Source organism: Epilithonimonas tenax DSM 16811 (assembly GCF_000428485.1).
In the GTDB taxonomy this organism is placed as follows: Bacteria; Bacteroidota; Bacteroidia; order Flavobacteriales; family Weeksellaceae; genus Epilithonimonas; species Epilithonimonas tenax.
Map to the genome: position 1 here is coordinate 1 of NZ_AUAA01000014.1, position 19,449 is coordinate 19,449.

Annotated in this window: 20 protein-coding genes and 1 pseudogene; 5 read left to right on the forward strand and 16 right to left on the reverse strand. The window is 34.5% G+C overall.

Annotation, left to right across the window (positions count from 1 at the left end; all coding sequences use genetic code 11):
* From F564_RS21280 to F564_RS20950, 7 genes and pseudogenes are all read right to left on the reverse strand, one after another.
* A pseudogene (locus tag F564_RS21280) lies at positions 1-119 on the reverse strand (IS982 family transposase); the annotation flags it as partial.
* Positions 120-343: 224 nt separating this feature from the next.
* Positions 344-1,630, reverse strand: a complete 1,287-nt coding sequence (locus F564_RS0108630; RefSeq protein WP_028122290.1) for a sensor histidine kinase — start codon at positions 1,628-1,630, stop codon at positions 344-346.
* Positions 1,631-1,637: 7 nt separating this feature from the next.
* Entirely contained in the window at positions 1,638-2,312 is a 675-nt protein-coding gene (locus tag F564_RS0108635; protein ID WP_028122291.1) for a response regulator transcription factor, read from the reverse strand.
* A gap of 1,253 nt (positions 2,313-3,565) precedes the next feature.
* The gene (locus F564_RS0108645) at positions 3,566-4,285 is read right to left on the reverse strand and encodes a hypothetical protein (RefSeq protein ID WP_028122293.1); all 720 of its coding nucleotides are present in this window, start codon (positions 4,283-4,285) and stop codon (positions 3,566-3,568) included.
* Positions 4,282-4,611: a hypothetical protein gene (locus F564_RS0108650; protein WP_028122294.1), complete on the reverse strand. Its 330-nt coding sequence runs from the start codon at positions 4,609-4,611 to the stop codon at positions 4,282-4,284. The genes F564_RS0108645 and F564_RS0108650 overlap by 4 nt, the downstream gene beginning before the upstream one ends.
* Positions 4,601-4,840, reverse strand: a complete 240-nt coding sequence (locus F564_RS0108655) for a hypothetical protein (RefSeq protein WP_028122295.1) — start codon at positions 4,838-4,840, stop codon at positions 4,601-4,603. The genes F564_RS0108650 and F564_RS0108655 overlap by 11 nt, the downstream gene beginning before the upstream one ends.
* A 45-nt stretch (positions 4,841-4,885) precedes the next feature.
* On the reverse strand, positions 4,886-5,035 hold the full coding sequence (locus tag F564_RS20950; RefSeq protein WP_154656834.1) for a hypothetical protein: 150 nt from the start codon (positions 5,033-5,035) through the stop codon (positions 4,886-4,888).
* Positions 5,036-5,374: 339 nt separating this feature from the next.
* On the opposite strand from F564_RS20950, the gene F564_RS0108665 reads away from it, so the two are divergent.
* The 5 genes from F564_RS0108665 to F564_RS18965 all read left to right on the forward strand — a co-directional run bounded on the left by F564_RS0108665 (position 5,375) and on the right by F564_RS18965 (position 10,612).
* The gene (locus F564_RS0108665) at positions 5,375-6,862 is read left to right on the forward strand and encodes an MFS transporter (RefSeq protein ID WP_034981147.1); all 1,488 of its coding nucleotides are present in this window, start codon (positions 5,375-5,377) and stop codon (positions 6,860-6,862) included.
* A 27-nt stretch (positions 6,863-6,889) separates the two neighbouring features.
* A complete protein-coding gene (locus F564_RS0108670; RefSeq protein WP_028122297.1) occupies positions 6,890-8,221 on the forward strand; it encodes an MFS transporter in 1,332 nt (443 codons plus the stop codon).
* Between the two features lie 20 nt (positions 8,222-8,241).
* The gene (locus tag F564_RS0108675; RefSeq protein WP_028122298.1) at positions 8,242-8,700 is read left to right on the forward strand and encodes a hypothetical protein; all 459 of its coding nucleotides are present in this window, start codon (positions 8,242-8,244) and stop codon (positions 8,698-8,700) included.
* Positions 8,701-8,712: 12 nt separating this feature from the next.
* Positions 8,713-9,999, forward strand: a complete 1,287-nt coding sequence (locus F564_RS0108680) for an alginate export family protein (protein ID WP_028122299.1) — start codon at positions 8,713-8,715, stop codon at positions 9,997-9,999.
* Positions 10,000-10,174: 175 nt separating this feature from the next.
* A complete protein-coding gene (locus F564_RS18965) occupies positions 10,175-10,612 on the forward strand; it encodes an RrF2 family transcriptional regulator (RefSeq protein ID WP_051259615.1) in 438 nt (145 codons plus the stop codon).
* Positions 10,613-10,621: 9 nt separating this feature from the next.
* On the opposite strand, the gene F564_RS0108690 is transcribed toward F564_RS18965, so the two are convergent.
* From F564_RS0108690 to F564_RS0108730, 9 genes are all read right to left on the reverse strand, one after another.
* Positions 10,622-12,424, reverse strand: a complete 1,803-nt coding sequence (locus tag F564_RS0108690) for a hypothetical protein (protein WP_028122300.1) — start codon at positions 12,422-12,424, stop codon at positions 10,622-10,624.
* A gap of 250 nt (positions 12,425-12,674) precedes the next feature.
* Entirely contained in the window at positions 12,675-13,877 is a 1,203-nt protein-coding gene (locus tag F564_RS19905; RefSeq protein WP_051259616.1) for a hypothetical protein, read from the reverse strand.
* Positions 13,878-13,907: 30 nt separating this feature from the next.
* Entirely contained in the window at positions 13,908-14,072 is a 165-nt protein-coding gene (locus F564_RS20200; protein ID WP_228373884.1) for a DUF2149 domain-containing protein, read from the reverse strand.
* A gap of 54 nt (positions 14,073-14,126) precedes the next feature.
* Positions 14,127-14,750, reverse strand: a complete 624-nt coding sequence (locus F564_RS0108705; RefSeq protein WP_028122301.1) for an ATP-binding cassette domain-containing protein — start codon at positions 14,748-14,750, stop codon at positions 14,127-14,129.
* Entirely contained in the window at positions 14,747-15,430 is a 684-nt protein-coding gene (gene modB, locus F564_RS0108710) for a molybdate ABC transporter permease subunit (RefSeq protein ID WP_028122302.1), read from the reverse strand. The genes F564_RS0108705 and modB overlap by 4 nt, the downstream gene beginning before the upstream one ends.
* Positions 15,431-16,177, reverse strand: coding sequence for a molybdate ABC transporter substrate-binding protein (modA, locus tag F564_RS0108715; RefSeq protein WP_225875420.1), 747 nt, complete (start codon positions 16,175-16,177; stop codon positions 15,431-15,433).
* Between the two features lie 160 nt (positions 16,178-16,337).
* Complete coding sequence (locus F564_RS18975) at positions 16,338-16,562, reverse strand: hypothetical protein (protein WP_034981154.1); 225 nt, start codon at positions 16,560-16,562, stop codon at positions 16,338-16,340.
* A gap of 32 nt (positions 16,563-16,594) precedes the next feature.
* Positions 16,595-17,047 (reverse strand): hemerythrin domain-containing protein, encoded by a 453-nt coding sequence (locus F564_RS0108725; RefSeq protein ID WP_028122304.1) that lies wholly within the window; start codon positions 17,045-17,047, stop codon positions 16,595-16,597.
* 150 nt (positions 17,048-17,197) lie between these two features.
* On the reverse strand, positions 17,198-19,444 hold the full coding sequence (locus F564_RS0108730; RefSeq protein ID WP_028122305.1) for a nitric-oxide reductase large subunit: 2,247 nt from the start codon (positions 19,442-19,444) through the stop codon (positions 17,198-17,200).
* Positions 19,445-19,449: the final 5 nt, after the last annotated feature.

The following is a 19,449-nucleotide window of genomic DNA, read 5'->3' on the forward strand; positions in this document are numbered from 1 at the left end:
GCAATGAGCTCTAAATCAGATAATTTTGGTTTAATTGGTTTGAAATAAAAATTTTCTTTGATGGTTAATTTTCTTAATTCCTTTAAAATAAAATCGTAAATTGCATCTAGGTTATTCATAACGTATTAGATTGATAGTCAATACAATATACGAAATTTTCGTATTATGAGTAACCTTTTTTATAATGCACTACGGGTATCATTAATATTTTTCATCCTGTGAATATGTAATATTGTATAGCTTATTGTTAAGAATGAATTTGTTTAGATATATCAAGAATTGCATCCGCATAAATTAAATTATGCAGCAAAGCTAAAAGTGGATTTTGAATAAATTTTGAATTCTACAATTTGATAGAAAAAATGTGCAGGTTATTTTCAAACCTATAATGGACTGTCCACTGGTGAAACCTGCAGATCTCACTAATGATGGCCAATCCCAAACCACTTCCACTATTGTCTGTTGAAAGCTTAGAAAATCTTTTGAATAGAAGATCCTTATTCAATTCTTTCGTTCCGGAATTGGAAACTTCAAAAAGTGAATCCTTTAATTTTATGTAGATCGACCCGCCTCGTGAGGTATGACGGATCGCATTTAAAATAAGATTATTGATGAGAACTTCTGTTAATCCGAAGTTTCCGTTTGCTTTGACATGAGAAGAAATATTTTCTTTAACAGAAATATTCTTTTGCTCAAAATGTTCACTGAGAACTTCCATACTTTGATACAGAATCTCATCAAATTGAATACTCTCATTGTTGTCGAACTGGCTGTTATCGATTTTAGCAAGTAATAGCAGGTTTTTATTGATCCTTGAACTTCTCGTAAGTGCCTTATTCATTTCCTCCGCAATATTGTATTGTTTTTCCGTTAGATTTTCATCTTGCAGCAAAAGGTCAAGTTTGTTCTTAAGAATGGCCAAAGGAGTCTGTAATTCGTGAGATGCATTTTCTGTAAACTCTTTCTGTGTTTTATAAACGGATACGGTATGAGTGATCAACTTTCTTAATGATCCGTTTAGTTCCTCGAATTCAATAGTGTCCGTGCTTTCAAATTCAATGTTTGTCTGGGTATTGAGATTGAAATTTTTAAGTTGGTCAAGTGTATTCCGAAATGGTCTCCAGATCGTTTTTGACAATCTTCTGTTAAGAATGAATAACCCCATTACGATCAAAATAAAAAAGAATATCGTAATAAGTCCAATGATCATCACAGTTCCTTCTGTTTCCTCAATATTGGTCTCTATGGTAAAAAGATAAGGTTCATTTTTGATGTAGATTACCTTTTGAAGACTTCTGTAACGTTCAATTGTAGTATCTTTAGAGAAAGGTTTGTATTTCTCCGTCGTAAAAATCGAATCTTTCTTTAAATGGTTGGAAAATATTTTTTTAATATTGGTCCCAGGCTGGATGTGGTTCCACAAAGCAATACTGCGCTGAATTTCTTCTTTGGAAACATCCATCTTATTGAATTCGTACCCTGTCTTTTCCGCAACAATCTCATTATGCTCGTCCAGTTCATTTTGCCATATGGCATCTACCACAAAGTAATATACTGGAACACTGATCACCAGGACCATCATCACAAAAACTAAAAATGGTCTGGTTGTCTTGCTTAGTAGTGGTTTCATGATCTATCTATTTTTCCCATTTATATCCTGTACCATACACTGTCTTTAAATAGTGCTCACATCCGGCTTCGTATAATTTCTTTTTAAGATTTTTAACATGAGCGTATACAAAATCGTGGTTATCCAACATATCTGCAAAATCACCAGAAAGATGTTCAGCCAAAGTACTTTTGGAGATCACTTTATTTTTGTTTCCTACAAAATAGATCAATAGGTCAAATTCTTTTTTTGTAAGGACAATAGTTTTATTATTGATGGTAACTGTTTTCGATAACAGATCGATCTGCAATTCATTCTGCCTGATAACATTTGAGTTGTTGAACTGTTTTCTCCTGATAATTGAATATATTCTAGCCATTAGTTCTGACAGATGAAAGGGCTTTGAAAGATAATCATCAGCCCCCAATTGTAGACCTTTTATTTTATCGTCTAGAGCATTTTTTGCAGAAATAATAATCACCCCCTCCTCTTTATTCTGCTTTTTCAGTTCATCTAGAATTGCCAGGCCATTACCGTCTGGAAGCATAATGTCCAACAAAATACAGTCGTATTGGAAAGTTTCTATCTTCTCAATGGCCGTGTAAAATGTAGATGCGAATTCACAGATATAGTTTTCTCCTGAAAGGTATTCGGAGATACTTTTTGCCAACTCGGTCTCGTCTTCAATGATTAGGATTTTCATCTTGCTAATTTACACTTTGAATTTTGGATAAATTTTGAAGAAAATTATATATTTAGAACATCTATTAGATTTTTAATATACTCTACAAGCTCTAATTACATATAGTATAATAATCGCAAGATAATTAGCTATTTCTTCATTTTTTAAATATTTTATTCGTTCAGTTGAATATGTATCCAATGAATCAAGTTCCAATGTTTTTCTATAATTTTCAAGTACTGATTTTTCATCATCGACTTTCTCGAATATCCAATTTCGATATATTTTTTTTTGAATCTACAGAAAGGTATATTAGTAAATTTTATAATGTCTTTTTTATAGTAATGAAATATTTTTAAAATATAATTAGATGTTTTTTTGATTGATGTGAGTAATAAAACTTTAGTTCAAATACCATTTAACACCTTCAAAATATTGTCTATATCTGCTAATAAATGGTTTGAATAGAGTCCTGTCAAGTTCACAAACGTCCAAATGGCTTCAATTTAATCTAAATTGAGCCATTTTTTTTGTTTTTGATTCTAGAATAATCCAGATTAATCTTTTTTATTGTTTTAGTAAATTTATGTGCGAAACATTAAAAAAATTATATAGTTTCAAATTTAAATTCTAAATTGCTAAATCCTTTTTAATTTTGCTCAAACGAACTAAATCATCGACAAAAGAGTTTGAATAGATGCTCGTTAAGTTCTCAAACAGCCAATTGACTCCAATGTAATTCAAATTGAGCCATTTTTGTTTTTGAATCCTGAATTACCCAGATTAGCATTTTGAATTTTTCCAATTTATGTATAACCTAAATTAAGTAAAACAATTAATAATATCATCTATATTTGTTAATAAGTGGTTTAATATTGTTCTGTGAGTTTTCATAAACGTTCAAATAACTCTAATTAAATCTAAATATGGAATTATTTTTATAAGATAATATTTTTATATTATTAAACCTAATTTATTCAAAATAATACCTTCATATTTTTTTTGAAGAAAAAATCACGTAGATGATTTGTCTTATCAATTGATAAATCACAACATAAATTCCCACTAACAAGCCAAATCCAAAAATGCCGAAAGCAATATGCAAATAGTGATTAGATTCCTGAAATTTTCCAAACAAAACGTTCTCGGAAAAATAAATCCACTTTGTCCGTTCAACACCCATTATTAAAAGTGTTGCGAAGAATAATATAAATGAAATATTGAAAATTTTGATCCCAAGAGAAATCGGTTTTTTAATCTTTTCTGATATTGGTTTAATCTTTTCTAAAATAAAACAAATGGACGATAGTAAAATCGTGGTATTGATCCCAATAATGGTTCCCATAGAATGCGCAACGGTAATATGTGTTCCGTGAGTAAACAGATTGAGAGCTGGGATAGATATCAGAATCGCCAAAAATAGGTTGATAAAAATCCATAAATCGGAAAGCATCATCAAAGAATATGAAACCGAAAAATGTTTTATTCTTCTCCTTGGAAAGATCTTTTCTCCAGAGATAAATTATGCGCAACAAAATAATCCACTCTGTCATACTAATGGCATAAGCAACGAAGCGAATCCAGTTCGCATTTGGGACCGGATAAACGTGGTGAGCCCAATTGAACATTACATTGACGAGACCTAAAAAGAAGAAGAAAAATGCTGTTTTAGATTGGCTGTAGAAATCATTGCCACTACTCTTTTCCATTACAAACATTGACAAACCGTAAACCAGCATATTCCACGCACCAACGTAGGCTCCGCTAGCTTTCCATTGCATTGTTAAATTTTGGATATAGTTTTCTCTAAAATATGGCAAAATCCAAAGATGAGCTTCGGTAAAGTGAAAAATCATCAACACAATTCCCGTTCCCCACATCCAATAATAAACCGGCCATTTCGAGAAAGTTTGCCACATCACACGGAAATAATAAATTCCAAAAAACAGCCAGCCAACCAAAATTGGAATATAAAACCAATGCGGAAATTTCAAATATTCTTGCCTTCAAATTTTTTAAAAATATAGCAGATTGCTATCAGAAAACCCGTCACTGTAAAAATCCAGAATTGCGACTTCATAATCACAGGATTGATTTTTTCATTTTGAATATACCAGAAAATCCCGCCGATTGCCGTCATAAAAATCCAAGAAAGCGCAAAAAGCGTGCGCAAAGGTCGCAAAACTGTGAAAGGCAAACTCTCTTTTATGAAATCCGGAATTGCATATTGAACACCCGAAAGAAGCCCGACCAGAAGACATAAAGCAAGACTTAATAACCCGACAATGATGTAATAAAATGGATACGCGTTATTTTTCATTATTTTCTTTTTCTTGATATTGAACCCAGCCTGTATACTTTATTTGTGCGTTTTTATTTGGATAATAGCCTGTATTATCAACTTCTTTTAAAAATTGAACAAGATAATTCTGCTCATCCTCAGAGAAATTGAATTTCGGCATAGACTTCACCCCGCTAATCATCATCACTTTCAGATACTCTGCACTTTTATTGGGATGCGAAGAAACGTTGGTAAGATCTGGCCCCAAATATCCGCCGAGACCATAAAGTTGGTGGAAAGAATTGCAGTTATTCTATAGCCAAAGTTTTTCTCCTTCAAGCGCTTGGTGTGATAGTTTGATGTTTCCGAAATTGCTTTTTTCGGTATAGATTTCCCGATTGTAAAAAGCATAAACGATGACGAGAATAAAAAAGACACTCACGTAGTACCGATGAAATTTCATAGATTTTATTTTTCCAATAAATTATTTATAAAGATTTGAGTTGAAGTTTTTTTACATCAATCAAAATCATATATGATTTAAAAACTGTGTCTTTTACTTGGAATTTTCTATCGTAAATCAAAAAAAGTTACTCAACTTCCATTATTGAGTTCATTATTAATAAGCAAAGTGATTTTTAATAGTATCAATTTGTCAACAACATCTTTTATAAATAAAATGGTTGATATGATTTATAACATAAAAGTAGAAATAAAAAAACAAAATAAGACAAAAATATCTTATTTATAATATCTTTGTATTCGGAAAAAGAGATGAACAAAAACTACTAGAACTAATATAATGAATCCCAATCTTTCTTCTGCCCACAAAATGCTGTTTCTGAACACATTGGCATTTACAATCTGCTTTTCTTGCTGGACTTTGAATGGCGTTCTCGTCACCTATCTTGTTGATAATAATATCTTTAACTGGTCGGTTGTAGAAACTGGTTGGCTTCTTGGGATTCCTATTCTTACGGGTTCTATTATGAGATTACCATTAGGGATTCTCACCGACAAATACGGCGGAAAACCCGTTTTCTCAATTTTACTTCTGTTGTGTAGTATTCCTTTATTTCTGCTTTATTTTGCTGATTCTTATTGGGTTTACTTTTTATTGAGCGCACTTTTCGGAATGGTAGGAACCGGTTTCGCAGTCGGGATTGCCTTTACATCAGCCTGGTACCCGAAAGAATGGCAAGGTCGTGCGTTAGGAATTTTCGGGATGGGAAATGCGGGAGCGGCTCTCACAACGTTTTTCGCACCTACTCTACTCAATTATTTCTCAGAAAACGATCCGGATAATGGTTGGAGATTACTCCCAATTATCTACGGAATCACATTGGTGATCATTGGTTTGATATTTCTATTTTTTGTTCAAAATAGAAAAGCAGCGGTTCAAAATAAATCAACAAGAGAACTTCTTGCTCCACTTTCTAAAGTCCGAGTTTGGAGATTTGGATTATACTATTTCCTTGTTTTCGGTCTGTTTGTAGCGTTTTCGCAATGGTTGATGCCGTATTACGTGAGTGTTTACAAAACTTCATTGGTTTTGGGCGGACTTTTGGCTTCAGCTTTCAGTTTACCGAGTGGCATTATCAGAGCATTTGGCGGTTATTTGTCAGATAAATTCGGGGCAAGAAAAGTGATGTACTGGGTTTTATATTCATCATTAATATTAAGTGGATTATTAATGCTTCCAAAAATGGAAATATTAACACCGGGAAAAGGCATCACTGCTAAGAAAGCAGGAATGGTAACCGCCATCGAAAAAGAAAAAATCACATTAAATACAGGCGAATTTGAAATCACTTCAAAGCCAGAAATTCCCGAGCAAACTTCTGTTTTCCCCGAATCTTTTTCGTGGCAGGAAGTATTAGTAAAACAAAACGAGCAAGTTCAGAAAAAGCAACTTCTCGCTCAAGGCGTAACCTTAATCAAATTTGAAGCGCACATCTGGGTTTTCTCCATCCTCGTGATTCTCATCGGAATTATGTGGGGAATCGGGAAAGCTGCGGTTTACAAACACATCCCGGAATATTTTCCGAATGAAGTCGGCGTTGTTGGCGGAATGGTAGGATTAATCGGTGGTTTGGGAGGTTTCATAGGTCCTATTTTGTTTGGATATCTTCTGGATTTTTCGGGATTATGGACGAGTTCGTGGATTTTCGTCTTCATCGTTTCCGCCATTTCCTTGTTTTGGATGAATACAGTAATTAAAAAAATGATGCACACCGAAGCACCTCACCTCAAAGATAAAATCGAACACTTGAACAACAACAAAGATTAAATTTTAAAAGAATAAACAACTGAAAATATGAACAATTCACATTGGTTAACCGACTACGACCCGTCCAACGAAGAATTTTGGAACAAAAAAGGCAAAAAAATCGCCTGGAAAACCCTTACAATTACCACTGCGGCACTCACCTTTTCTTTCGCAACGTGGTTCCTATACAGCGTTATCGTTATCAAACTTCCCCAGATCGGATTTCAATTTACCGACGATCAACTTTTCTGGATGGCAGCAATGCCCGGATTGGCAGGCGGATTTTTAAGAATCATCAACACCTTTCTCATCCCAATTTACGGAACCAGAAAAATCATTTCCATCAGTTCATTAATCAAGATAATTCCTTTATTAATGCTTGGTTTCGCCGTGATGAATCCAGAAACTTCATTTGGATATTTTATGTTCATCGGAATATTATTAGGAATTGGTGGCGGAGATTTCTCTTCATTTATGCCTTCAACCTCTTTATTTTTTCCAAAAAAAGAAGCCGGAACCGCACTCGGAATTCAAGCTGGAGTTGGAAATTTCGGCGTAAGTTTAGTACAGCTTCTTTCACCTTTGATTATGAGTCTAACTTTATTTTCATTTTTAGGAGGGGGACAAATCATCGTTGAAACCGGAAAAACCATTTATCTCGAAAACATCGCATTCATCTACGTTATTCCATTATTTATTATCGGAATTTGGGCTTGGTTTTCTCTAAAAAGTATTCCCGTAAAAGCTTCGTTCAAAGAACAGTTAGATATTTTCAAAGACCGTCATACTTTATATTGTACAATGACATACATTATGACTTTTGGGATTTTCGCAGGATTTTCAGCTGCATTTCCATTAATGATAAAAAACCTCTACACGCCTTTAGATAAAAGCATCGACCCTTTACAGTTCGCCTTTTATGGTCCATTAATCGGTTCTGCATCCAGAGTCATTTTCGGAAAAATTGCCGATAAAACTGGAGGCGCAATTTTGACTCACATCACAGGAATAGCGTTGATTATTTTAATTTCAAGATTGATTTTGGGAGGTTATTTGACACCAACTTCACCCGATCAGTTTCAAGGATTTTTAGTAATCGTCTTAGCCATTTTCTTCTTTACAGGAATCGGAAATGCAGCAACTTTCAAGCAATTCCCAGTAATTTTCTCAGAATCTCCAAGAAAAGCAGCCGGAGTTATCGGTTGGACGGCTGCAGTAGCCGCTTTCGGACCATTCGTTTTCAATGTTTTGATTACCCAATCCCGAGCAATTTCCGGAGACGCAAGATTATTCTTTTGGTTTTTGGTAGTAGGATGTGTGATGGCAACTGCGGTTAACTGGTACTTCTACACGAGAAAAGGATGCGAAAGACCATGCTAATTTTAAAAATGAAAGTATAAATGAAAAAAATCATTCCATTCTTTTTACTCCTTTCCGTTTTTCTAAATGTTGGATTAATTTACAAATTTTTCTATGCAGGAGAAACAGTGAGTTTGGCTAAAGACGGTAGAAGTGAAATCAAAATGACACCAGAAAACCGAGAATATGTGATGGCAGAAATGCGAGGGTTTCTCGAAAGTATTCAAAAAATTAATGAAGCAATTGCTAAAAACGACCCTACTATAATTGAAAAAGTAGGGCAAGAATCGGGCTCTTGCAAAGTTGATGGAGTTCCAAAAGGTTTGGTTAAATCTTTACCGCTTGGTTTCAAAAAAATGGGCTTCGAAACCCACGAGCTTTTTGATGTAATGGCAAAAATGGCTCAAGAAAATTACGATCGACAACAAACTCAGGAAAAACTCAATCAGCTTTTGAATAATTGCGTTGCCTGTCATAAAACCTATAAAATTTCTGTTTAAAAATAACTCGTTATGGTAAAAAAATTAATAACCGCAGCTTCTCTTGCTTTCATTTTTGGAAATATCAATGCACAAGTTGACAGCCTAAAAATGAATTTCGATCTACGAACACGTGCAGAACTCGACAATGGCGCAAGAACATTGATTTCCAAAGGAAAATCTGCTGAAACGACAGTTGTTTCCAGAGCAAGATTCGGGGTTGATTATTACTACAAAAATCTGGAAGTTTATTTCTCTGCTCAGGATGCAAGAACCTGGGGTGAAACCACTTCTGCCGCCAATAAAAATCAAAATTTTATACTCAATGAGGCTTGGGCAAAATATCAGGTTTCAGAAAAATTGGGTTTAAAATTAGGTAGGCAAATTCTTTCTTATGATAACGAAAGATTAGTCGGATCACTTGACTGGGCGATGCAAGGACGAAGTTTTGATGCTTTGAAAGGTATTTATAAATTTAATCCAAACTCTAAATTAGAAGCCGTTGTAACGTATAATAACGATGACAATGATTTGAATGATTTGCCCGAAAAAGAAATTTACAGCATTGCAGAAGCAGGAGAAATAACAAAATCTTTACAAATAATTCATTATGATTATTCGGGTAAAAATAAATTTCAGTTTTCTGCGATTGCGATGAATCAGGTTTTGCAAAATCCATCAGGAGCGCATTATGACCTCTTGACGGTTGGAATTAACTCAAAAAAATATTTAGAAAACATTGGATTCTTCGGTTCTGCTTATTACCAAACCGGGAAAAATACGCTTGCGCAAAGTAAAAATGCTTATCAATTTTCTGCAAACGTTGATTTTCTAATTCATTCAAAATTCAATGTAATTTTGGGAACAGAATGGCTTTCCGGCAGAAATTTTGACACAGATTCTGGTGAAAACAAATCGTTCAGTCCGATGTACGGAACCAATCATTTGCACAATGGTTTTATGGATTATTTTTACTTTGGAAACAGTCATTTCAACAGTTTTGGTTTGAATGATTATTATTTAAAATCAAATTTAAAATTCAGCCCCAACTCTATTCTACAAGCAAATTTGCACGCTTTTACTTCAAATGGAAAATTGGGATTTGACACTTCTGGAGAAAAAATCCCTTCTTATTTGGGAACAGAATTAGATTTAGTTTTCACTCATAAAATCGGAAAATCAATTACTGCAAATCTTGGTCATTCTTTTATGTTTTCAGGAAAAAGCATGGAATATCTGAAGAATGTTCCTGAACCAAAAAACCTGCAAACTTGGTCGTGGATTGCTTTTAGAATCGCTCCGAATTTTAAAATTAAATAAAAAAATGTCCTTAGTTTTTCTAATGGAAACTAAGGACATTTTTAATTTCATTAATCATTTTTATAAATCATTATCATAGTAAAATAAATAATCGTTTTCAGCAATTTAGGTATCAAAATTGAATATTAATAAAAACTAATAAAGTCGCTATCTTTGCCGACTATAAATTGCACAAATGCTTATATTTTCACATACTTGTCAATACGCAATCAAAGCCTGCATTGTACTGGCAACAGAAAAAAGAAAAGTTGGAATTATTGATATTTCCGAAGTCATTGGGACACCAACCGCTTTCACATCCAAAATCCTTCAACAATTGACAAAAAAACAATTGATCTCTTCCGGAAAAGGAAAAGGCGGCGGATTTTATTTGAGTGATGAACAGTTTGAAAGCCTTACTATTAAAGGCATTTATGAAAATTTTGAAGGCAAAGAAGTTCTAACGTCTTGCCTCTTGGGACTGAAACAGTGCAGTGGAGAAAATCCTTGTCCCATCCACCATCTGGCGATCGCTGTTAGAGAAAATGTTCTAATTATGTTCCAATATAAAATCAAAGATTTGAAAGATCTTGGAAGCGTGATGCAGATGATGGCTGTGCCAAGTGATTTGTAAATTCAATAATTATAATTGAGGAACTTTGATTTTTTCCAATTTAAATTTGAAAGATTTCAGGTCAGAAAAAATAGAATCTAATTTCGGTTTGAAATGATTAGTTTCGGCAAAAAGTTCTTCGTAATAAGCAATTCCTTTCAGCAAATTTCCTTTGAAACTCTCCCACTTTTTCACGTCAGATTTGGTAATTTCATCTGAAAATTCCACGATTTCATTTTTGAAATAATCAACATACAACTTCAATTCATTGATGAACAAATGCGGACGGCGGTCATCTTGCAAAACATTCTCATAGCCATAAATGTGGCGAACCATCTCCGAAAGCGAAACTTCTTTATCAAAAAAACTAAGATTCGGTCCAGGACAAACGACTACGCCTTGCTTCTCTCCTTTTATCGGCATCTCTAGCTCCAGATACGCAGAATTTGCAAGCCCAACGCAAAGGCAAGATTTGTCTGTAATATTTTTCTTATTTTTCTCGTATTGTTTATCCGTGAAGTTTAACTTATTAGTTTCCAGTTCATTCAATTTTATATCCTGATATTTTTTGGAAGCCGTACAAGTTCCTTTTGGTGTAAATTCTTTGCTAAGCGCCAAAAATTTCTTTGGACATGAACTACCAAATTTTTGATTTGAAATATTAAAATCCTTGATTTCATCATTACTCGTTCCTCTGATTGTGTTGAACGGAACGCCCAATGGCGACATATTGCTCAGATAATAATCTTCCTCTTTTGCCTTTGTCAGGAGGTTTCTAGTTTCTTGATCTAAAGAAGTTGCTTCCGGAACCAGTAAAAAGGGCGAACCCCAGCCCACGCTGTCTGCATTGTAATTGGTTAAAAGAAAATCGTGCTCTTCGGAAGTTCCAACGCCACCTTGTACAGAAATTTTGATTTCCAAAGGTTCGGAAGTCGTCATTTTCCCTTTCTGCTCCAAGGCTGATTTCCAAAGGGTAAAAGCCGAAGTTTGAAGCTCGTTTTTCTTTTGTTTGAATTCTTCCATAATCGGTCCCATCAGAAGTCCGTCGGTTGCGAAGGCGTGTCCACCGCAGTTTAGTCCAGATTCAATTCTGTATTCTGAAACCCAAAGTCCTTTTTTAGCCAAAAAATTTCCCTGAATCATCGCAGAGCGAAAATCGCTGACTTTCAGAATAATTTTCTTTTTGAGTTCACCGTTTTCATTAGGAAAAAAATCTTCAAACTCTTCCAGATAACTGTACAATCTTGGATTCATTCCCGCAGAAAAAATAACAGACGATGATAATTTACTGTTCGCAAAACCCCGCAAAGACGCGTGTGCATCGTTATAAATCGTTGGAAGCTGAACATTATTCACAAAATTATCTTTGTCCACTTTGGTCATAATGTTCACATCGATTTCACCTGGATTAAAATTATGATCGATGAAATTTTTGATGCTTTCCGAAAGATTATCTTTTTTGTTGAGGATATTTTGCAAACCATCTTTCAAGCCGGAAGTGCTTGGCAACATTCCGATAAACTGTTTGAGAGTTTCTGTATTTTTCGAAATTTCTTCTTTGAAATTCTTAAATTTTTTGGTCACAATATCATCCATCATATCAAGATAAGCGGTGATTCTCTCCGCTCGGTGGTCTTCGGATTTTATTGAAATTGCAGTGTAATCGAAATTGAATTTTTTGCTGTAAAAATCTCGCATTCTTTCTATGATTTCGTCATCGATAATTGAAACTACCGATGAAATCCCAAATTGGGCAACGCGGATTGGACTGTCTATCGTGTAAGCCAATCCCATCACAGGAATATGAAAATTGTGTGCAGGTTTTTTGTTCATTATTTATAATATTGATTTAATTGATTCAGTTCCTTGATTTCGCAGTTGTTATGTGAGAAAATAACCGCTTGAAAGTCCTATCAAATTTAAGAATTTCAGCATTATTATGTCAAGAATAGGATCTGTTTTTATACTAAGAAAAAACGATTTATATCATCATAATTTTATCGCAAAAATCATTGTTAATTCGATAAAAACAATATGAGAAATTTGATGACAACACTTATGAAAACCAAGCAATTATAAAATATCAGTTTAATTTCAAAGATTTGATAAAAATTCCAATAGAAATCATAATCACAACCGATACAAGGAGCAACCAATATTTTGCACTTAAAAACGGAATATAAAATATCGAAAATATTCCTGATAAAGCCAATACAATTTCATTACAAACAATTCCAAAAACCAGCAATAGAATACTGAATTTCAACAATTTATTAAATTCAATTTCTACCAGTTGTAATATTTTCCAAATTAAAAATAGACTGATTCCCATTAACAAAACCAAATGCAAATATGCAATCACGATATTAATATTGATAAATGCAAAAACACCCAAAGCCGGAATTGCCGACAAACCTTGAAGCAGAAATTTTAAAATAAAGGCGAAACCAAAAACACTGATAAGAAGTTTCTGTACAAAATTTTGATTATTAAAAAGATCCGTTTTTCTTATCCAATTCAAAAATAAAATTGCGCCGAACAATTGAACTATGGAAATCAGAATAAAAAATCCGTAGAATATTGGGTTCATTTCAATCCATAAAATAGACAATCCATAACCTAAAAAACATCCAAAAAACAAAAGATAGAAAATGGTCTTGTTGAGTTTTTCTTCGATTTCAATTCCGAGTTTTTTTAATGAAATCAACAATAACCCAATGCAGGAAAATATGAAAAATCCGTTGTATTGATAATGCAAATAAAAATAAGTGGAAGCCCGAAAAAGAACATCAAACTCTTCTTTCTTGCTGGAAAAATACGCTAATCCGAAAATCCCGATAGCGGAAAATGTGGCAAAAAAAGCGCCTGATTTTAACCACATAATTTCAGGATTTTTATTCGATTTTGTATCAATCAACAAAAAAATAAAATACGCAAACCCAGTAAACAAAGCAATCGACGACAAAACAATCGACAACCAAAAATAGCCTCCATAAAGAAATGTGAACAACATTCCGTAGGAACCAATTTGATTGGAAATCATTAAATATTGATATTTCTTAAGATTGATTTTTGGGTAATTTTCACTTAAATATTTCGTCACGAATAGAAAAATTCCCGCCGAAACCCAACCGTAAAATGCAAAATGAGAATGCGATTCCTGCATAAATTTGTGCGTAAATCCGGGCAACGAAAAAGCCATATTGTAGCGCATCATCACACCGACAACCGATACAACGAAGAAATTGAAAACGCAGATTTTTAACCAAAAATTAAAGTTTTTCATTTCTTATTCAAGATTTCTCAAACTCAAAAATTACTCCGGAACATAAATAATTTCACCATTTTCCAGCTCATACGCAATTCCGATTTTTTTGCCTTTTTTGTCAGACGATTTTTTGTCTTCCGAAGGTGTATATTTATTAATTTTTCCGTCTTCTTTTGTGATAATTTCCATATTATCTTTACCCGGATTTTTCACCAGAAATAATTCAAAGTTAATAAATGAATAAATTCGAGAGACTAAAACTTAAAATTAGCTGATTACCAGATTATTTAAACTAACATTTTGAAATTCTCTTTCGTTATGACTAATCATAAAAATCGTTGAACCTTGATTTTGATTAATTTTCAAAATTTCTTCCATCATCGATTGTCGTAAAGATGCATCAACAGCGGAAAGTGGTTCATCAAGCAAAATAATTTCGGCATTCTGAACCAAAGTTCTGGCTAAAGCAACTCTTTGCTGTTGTCCACCAGAAAGTTTCGATGGAAAAACATTTTCCAGAATTTTTAGATTAAATTTTTCTAAATAATAATCGATTATTTCTGGATTCTTGTCTTTTTGTGCAAAAGCGATATTTTGCTTTACAGTCATATTTGGAAACAAAGCGTAATTCTGAAACATTATCGAAATATTTCTTTTTTGAGCTGGCAGAAAAATTCGGTTTTCGGTATCTAATAAAATGGAGTTATTGACTTTAATAAAACCAAAATCTGGGGTAATAATTCCTGCTAAAATCTTGAAAAAAGTCGTTTTTCCAATTCCGGAATCGCCCGAAATGTGAATAAAACTTCCCTTTTCAATCATTTCACTAACCTCTAGAAATTTGCTTCCGGAAGAAGTGAAAATCTGATGTTTTATATTCAATTCAATCATCGGAAGGTGGTAAAATTAATTTTTCGATTAATGCCGTAAATCAATAATATAATCAAAAACGAAACTATGAAAAGTACGAATGCATAACGGTTTGCAGCTTCAAAATTAAGTGCCTGAACCTGATCGTAAATTGCGACAGAAGCGATTCGTGTTTCTTTTGGAATATTTCCGCCAACCATAATTACGATTCCAAATTCGCCGATGCAATGGGCAAAAGTGAGCGCAATTCCCGTGATGAAAGACGTTTTAATATTCGGAATCAAAACTTTAAATAAAGTTGTAATTTTAGATTTTCCCATTGTGTAAGATATTTGTCGCAAATCATCACTCAATGCGGAAAAGCCGTTCTCCAAAGGCTGAATCATAAACGGAAGATTCGCGATAACGCTCGCAACCACAATTCCGTTGAAGGAAAAAGCGAGTCGGACATCAAAGTATTCCTGCAAAAAATTTCCGAACGCATTTTCGGGACTGAATGCGACTAACAAGTAATATCCCATCACTGTTGGTGGCAAAACCATTGGCATACAAATTAAAGTTTCGGCGATAAATTTCAGTTTAAACCTTGAATAAGTGAGCCAATACGCAACCGGAACACCGATGAATATTAGAATCGTTGTTGTTACCAACGCTAATTTTCCGGTGAGCAATAAGGTGTAAATAAAATCCTGATCGAGCATTTAGTTTGAAATTTCTGTTTGATAGCCGTACTTTTCCCAAGTTTGACTGGCTTTTTTACTTGTAATAAAATCAAAAAAATCTTTTGCTTCGGTTTGATTTTTACTTTTCAAAACAATTCCACTTTGGGCGATTGGCGAACATTCGCTTGCTGATAATTCGTAGAAATTTCCCCGTTTCATCATTTCTTTATTTTTAGCATTGGAAAGTGCGATGAATGCGACATCGGCATTTCCTGTTGAAGCAAATTGTGCAGACTGATTGATGTTTTCTGCCCAAACAATTTTATTTTCAATTTTGGAATATAATCCTGATTTTTTCAAAGCTTCGACCGTGTTTTTTCCATAAGGTGCGAGGTCTGGATTTGCGATGGCGATTTTTTTTATTTCAGGATTTAAAACCAATTTTACACCTTCGGAAACATTGGCTTTTGAACTCCACAAAGCGACTTTTCCGTAGGTGTAAATTTCAGAATTTCCGGAAGTTTTATTTTTACTTTTTAGCATATCTGGAAAAGTAGAATCGGCTGATAGAAACAAATCGAAAGATGCTCCGTTTAAAATCTGCTGAACCAGCAAACCCGATGAACCAAAAGTAATCTCGACTTTTTTATCTGGATTTTCATTCATATAAATCTGCTTCAATTCTTCCAAAACATCCCGAAGGTTTGCTGCTGCGGCAACTGAAATTGTAGAATTTTGTTTCGATTTTTGGGTGAAATCAGATTCCGTTTTTTTGCAGTTTAACATCAAAAGTGACATTAAAAATAAGCAAAAAGAAAGTCTTACATAAATGCAATTTTTCATAAATCATACGAAAAAGAAAGATTTAAAATAAGACTTCCTTATCCTTTTCAAAGATAAGGTTATCCATTGAAAATTCAAAAAGAAATTGATTAAATATGTGGATTTAAGCCAGTTTTTCCAAAGTTTTACATTTTTCTTTATCCCCAGATTTTACAACGGAAATATCAATATATTTTACTGTTCCGAGGCTTGCTTTCTCAAATTGTTTCGCTTTTTTGTCCGCGTAATCGTAGGTGTAACCAACTGCCATCACCACTTTGTGACCGTTGCAATCGCCCATCGCCAAATATAAATAATCTCCTAATTTTGATTGAATGTTGATGCTCATTTTTTTGATTTAATTTAATAATAATCGATTATTTATTTCCAAAATTCATCATCATAACTATCTTCCTCTTTCTGATGAATCTGGTTGAGCTGATTTCCTATTTCATTCATTTTTTCATCGGATAAATATTCTTCCAAATGTGGAAAATACATTCGCTCCTCAAAACGAATATGATTGCGCAACGCATCGGCAAAATCTCCTAAAAGTTTTCTGTCATTAGAATTATTAATGCTTTTCAATAATTTTTTAATTTCAATATGTTCTTTTTCCATCTGAACCTGAAGGCTGTTGTTTTCCGTTTCTGGCAGAACGATGTCTTCAATTTCGAAATGTCGGCTCAGATTTTCTTCCCAATAATGGTTGATGTAATTTTTGATTCTGTCATAAGAAACATTTTTTTTGATTCCCTGACGAATTTTCCAACTGCAAAGCAATCCAAAGTGGTGATCTCGGGATAGTGGGATAAGATTTTCATTTCTTTTCATAAGTAGATTTTTATAGTTTTTAATGGTCTTATGTTATCGCCATTTTCTCATTGGTATTTTGTAACATAAATAATGTAATGGTGATTTCATATTTTAAATTAAAAAGAACCGCCACTACAAAAGTGGCAGTTCTCAGGATTAAATAATTGATTATCTTTTATCTTTCAAAGACCATCCGGTTTTTAGTCCGATGATGAAAATCACCAACAGCATCTCTCCTACTGCCAATAAAATATCGCCTGGAACACGTAGCCAACGCAAAGTATTCATCATATCGGTTTGCATAAATTCGGCGGAACGTGCGTACCAATATCCTTCTTTGATGGAGGCTACAGATTGCATAATTCCAATTGGCAACAAACTGATGGTAACCATCACCAACAATCCGATATTGGTTAGCCAAAACGCCCAACCGATGAGTTTATCGTTCCATTCTCTGTCTGGATATAAACCTCTCAGCATAAACATCATCAAACCAATTCCTAAGATTCCGTAGACTCCGAAAAGTGCGGCGTGACCGTGAACTGCAGTCGTATTTAATCCTTGAATATAATACAAAGCAATCGGCGGATTGATGGCAAATCCAAAAATACCGGCACCAAGGAAATTCCAGAAACACATTGCGATGAAACAGTAGATTGGCCATTTGTACGCTTTGATCCATTTGGTAGATTTACTGATTTGATAATTCTGATAGGCTTCAAACCCAATCAATACCAAAGGAACAATTTCTAATGCGCTGAATGTAGCTCCCAAAGCCAAAACTGCTGTTGGTGTCGCACTGAAATATAAGTGATGGAAAGTTCCTAAAATACCACCTGCAAGGAAAATAATGGTTGAAAATAAAACTGCGTGAGTTGCGGCTTTTAATCTTAACAATCCCAGTCTTGTGAACAAGAATGCTGCTACAACGGTTGCAAAAACTTCGAAGAATCCTTCTACCCAAAGGTGAACCACCCACCATCTCCAGTACTCTGCAATGGCCATATGGGTTTGTCTTCCGTACATCAATCCGGCTCCGTAGAATAGTGCAATTGCTACTGCGGAAAGCGTGAACAATAACAGTAAATGTCGGTCGCCATCTTTCTTTTTCAAGGCTGGAAGAAGTGCTCTTACCATAAGAATTAACCAAAGAATTAATCCAACTAACAATAAAATCTGCCAGATTCTTCCCAATTCTACATACTCGTAACCGGAATGTCCCCAAAGGAAATTGTCAACATAACCTAACTTTTGCATCACGCCCAACCATTGTCCTGCTAAAGAACCGAAAACCACGATTAATAAAGCGCCGAATAAAATATTGACACCTAAAACCTGATACTTCGGTTCGTAACCCGAAACTGCGGGTGCGATGTACAATCCTGTTGCTAACCAAGAAGTTGCAATCCAAAATATAGCGAGCTGAACGTGCCAACTTCGAGATACCGATTGAGGCAAATATTCATCTAACGGAAAGCCGTAAAATGCGCTTCCTTCCACCCCGTAATGTGCTGTGATAACGCCCGCAAACATTTGAACCAAAATCAATAATGCTACCACCCAAATGTACTTTAAAGTCGCACGCATAGATGGTGTAGGTTTCATATTTCGCAATGGATCTTCTAAAGGAAGTTCTTCACTGATTTCTTCTTCCTTATTTTTAGCGTGATAAAAAACGAGTAATCCTACACAGCCGAGCAACATCAAAACACTTAAACCAGACCACAAATGCAGCGATGGTGGCGGAATGTTTCCGATTAATTCGTCGTGAGGCCAGTTGTTGGTGTAAGTAATTCCCGTGTCTCCAGGTCGATCTGTTATACAAACCCAAGCTGCCCAAGCAAAGAATGCATTCATTTTTGCCATTCTTTCATCTGTTTTCACCGTATTTTTCGGGATGGCGTAATGATCTCGAAGCTGATCCATCTCGGCATCATTCATAAAGATTTTAGCATAGTATTTAGCTAATTCTGCCTGAACTTTTGCTCTCTCGGGAGAAATGACAATCGTATTTGTAGCTTGATCTAAAGTATTTACACGAACCTCTTTTTTGAGAAGTACATTGTATTTTGCCTGCTCGTCATCGGGAAGATCTTTATAAATTTTTCCATCTTTTTTAGCGAGTTCATCTAACAAAAGTAACGCTTCACGGTGAAGATAATCTGCGCTCCAATCTGGTGCGATATAGGCGCCGTGTCCCCAAATACTTCCAACGGTTTGTCCGCCAATCGATTGCCAAACATTCTGACCATCTTTGATGTCTTGTCCGGTAGCTACAATTGTTCCGTCCGTCGTAACTACTTTGTCAGGAACGGGCGGAATTTTTCTGTAAATATCTACACCATAAAAAATCAAAACGGCAAATGAACCGATAATGACGGCGGCGAGCCAGGTCCATAATTTTTTAGTTGTCATAATCC

Bases quoted from the DNA above. Each gene is read 5' to 3' on its own strand.
- F564_RS0108630 (WP_028122290.1), bottom strand. From the start codon at position 1,630: ATGAAACCACTACTAAGCAAGACAACCAGACCATTTTTAGTTTTTGTG.
- F564_RS0108635 (WP_028122291.1), bottom strand. From the start codon at position 2,312: ATGAAAATCCTAATCATTGAAGACGAGACCGAGTTGGCAAAAAGTATC.
- F564_RS0108650 (WP_028122294.1), bottom strand. From the start codon at position 4,611: ATGAAAAATAACGCGTATCCATTTTATTACATCATTGTCGGGTTATTA.
- F564_RS20950 (WP_154656834.1), bottom strand. From the start codon at position 5,035: ATGAAATTTCATCGGTACTACGTGAGTGTCTTTTTTATTCTCGTCATC.
- F564_RS0108665 (WP_034981147.1), top strand. From the start codon at position 5,375: ATGAATCCCAATCTTTCTTCTGCCCACAAAATGCTGTTTCTGAACACA.
- F564_RS0108670 (WP_028122297.1), top strand. From the start codon at position 6,890: ATGAACAATTCACATTGGTTAACCGACTACGACCCGTCCAACGAAGAA.
- F564_RS0108675 (WP_028122298.1), top strand. From the start codon at position 8,242: ATGAAAAAAATCATTCCATTCTTTTTACTCCTTTCCGTTTTTCTAAAT.
- F564_RS0108680 (WP_028122299.1), top strand. From the start codon at position 8,713: ATGGTAAAAAAATTAATAACCGCAGCTTCTCTTGCTTTCATTTTTGGA.
- F564_RS18965 (WP_051259615.1), top strand. From the start codon at position 10,175: ATGCTTATATTTTCACATACTTGTCAATACGCAATCAAAGCCTGCATT.
- F564_RS0108690 (WP_028122300.1), bottom strand. From the start codon at position 12,424: ATGAACAAAAAACCTGCACACAATTTTCATATTCCTGTGATGGGATTG.
- F564_RS19905 (WP_051259616.1), bottom strand. From the start codon at position 13,877: ATGAAAAACTTTAATTTTTGGTTAAAAATCTGCGTTTTCAATTTCTTC.
- F564_RS0108705 (WP_028122301.1), bottom strand. From the start codon at position 14,750: ATGATTGAATTGAATATAAAACATCAGATTTTCACTTCTTCCGGAAGC.
- modB (WP_028122302.1), bottom strand. From the start codon at position 15,430: ATGCTCGATCAGGATTTTATTTACACCTTATTGCTCACCGGAAAATTA.
- modA (WP_225875420.1), bottom strand. From the start codon at position 16,177: ATGTTAAACTGCAAAAAAACGGAATCTGATTTCACCCAAAAATCGAAA.
- F564_RS18975 (WP_034981154.1), bottom strand. From the start codon at position 16,562: ATGAGCATCAACATTCAATCAAAATTAGGAGATTATTTATATTTGGCG.
- F564_RS0108725 (WP_028122304.1), bottom strand. From the start codon at position 17,047: ATGAAAAGAAATGAAAATCTTATCCCACTATCCCGAGATCACCACTTT.
- F564_RS0108730 (WP_028122305.1), bottom strand. From the start codon at position 19,444: ATGACAACTAAAAAATTATGGACCTGGCTCGCCGCCGTCATTATCGGT.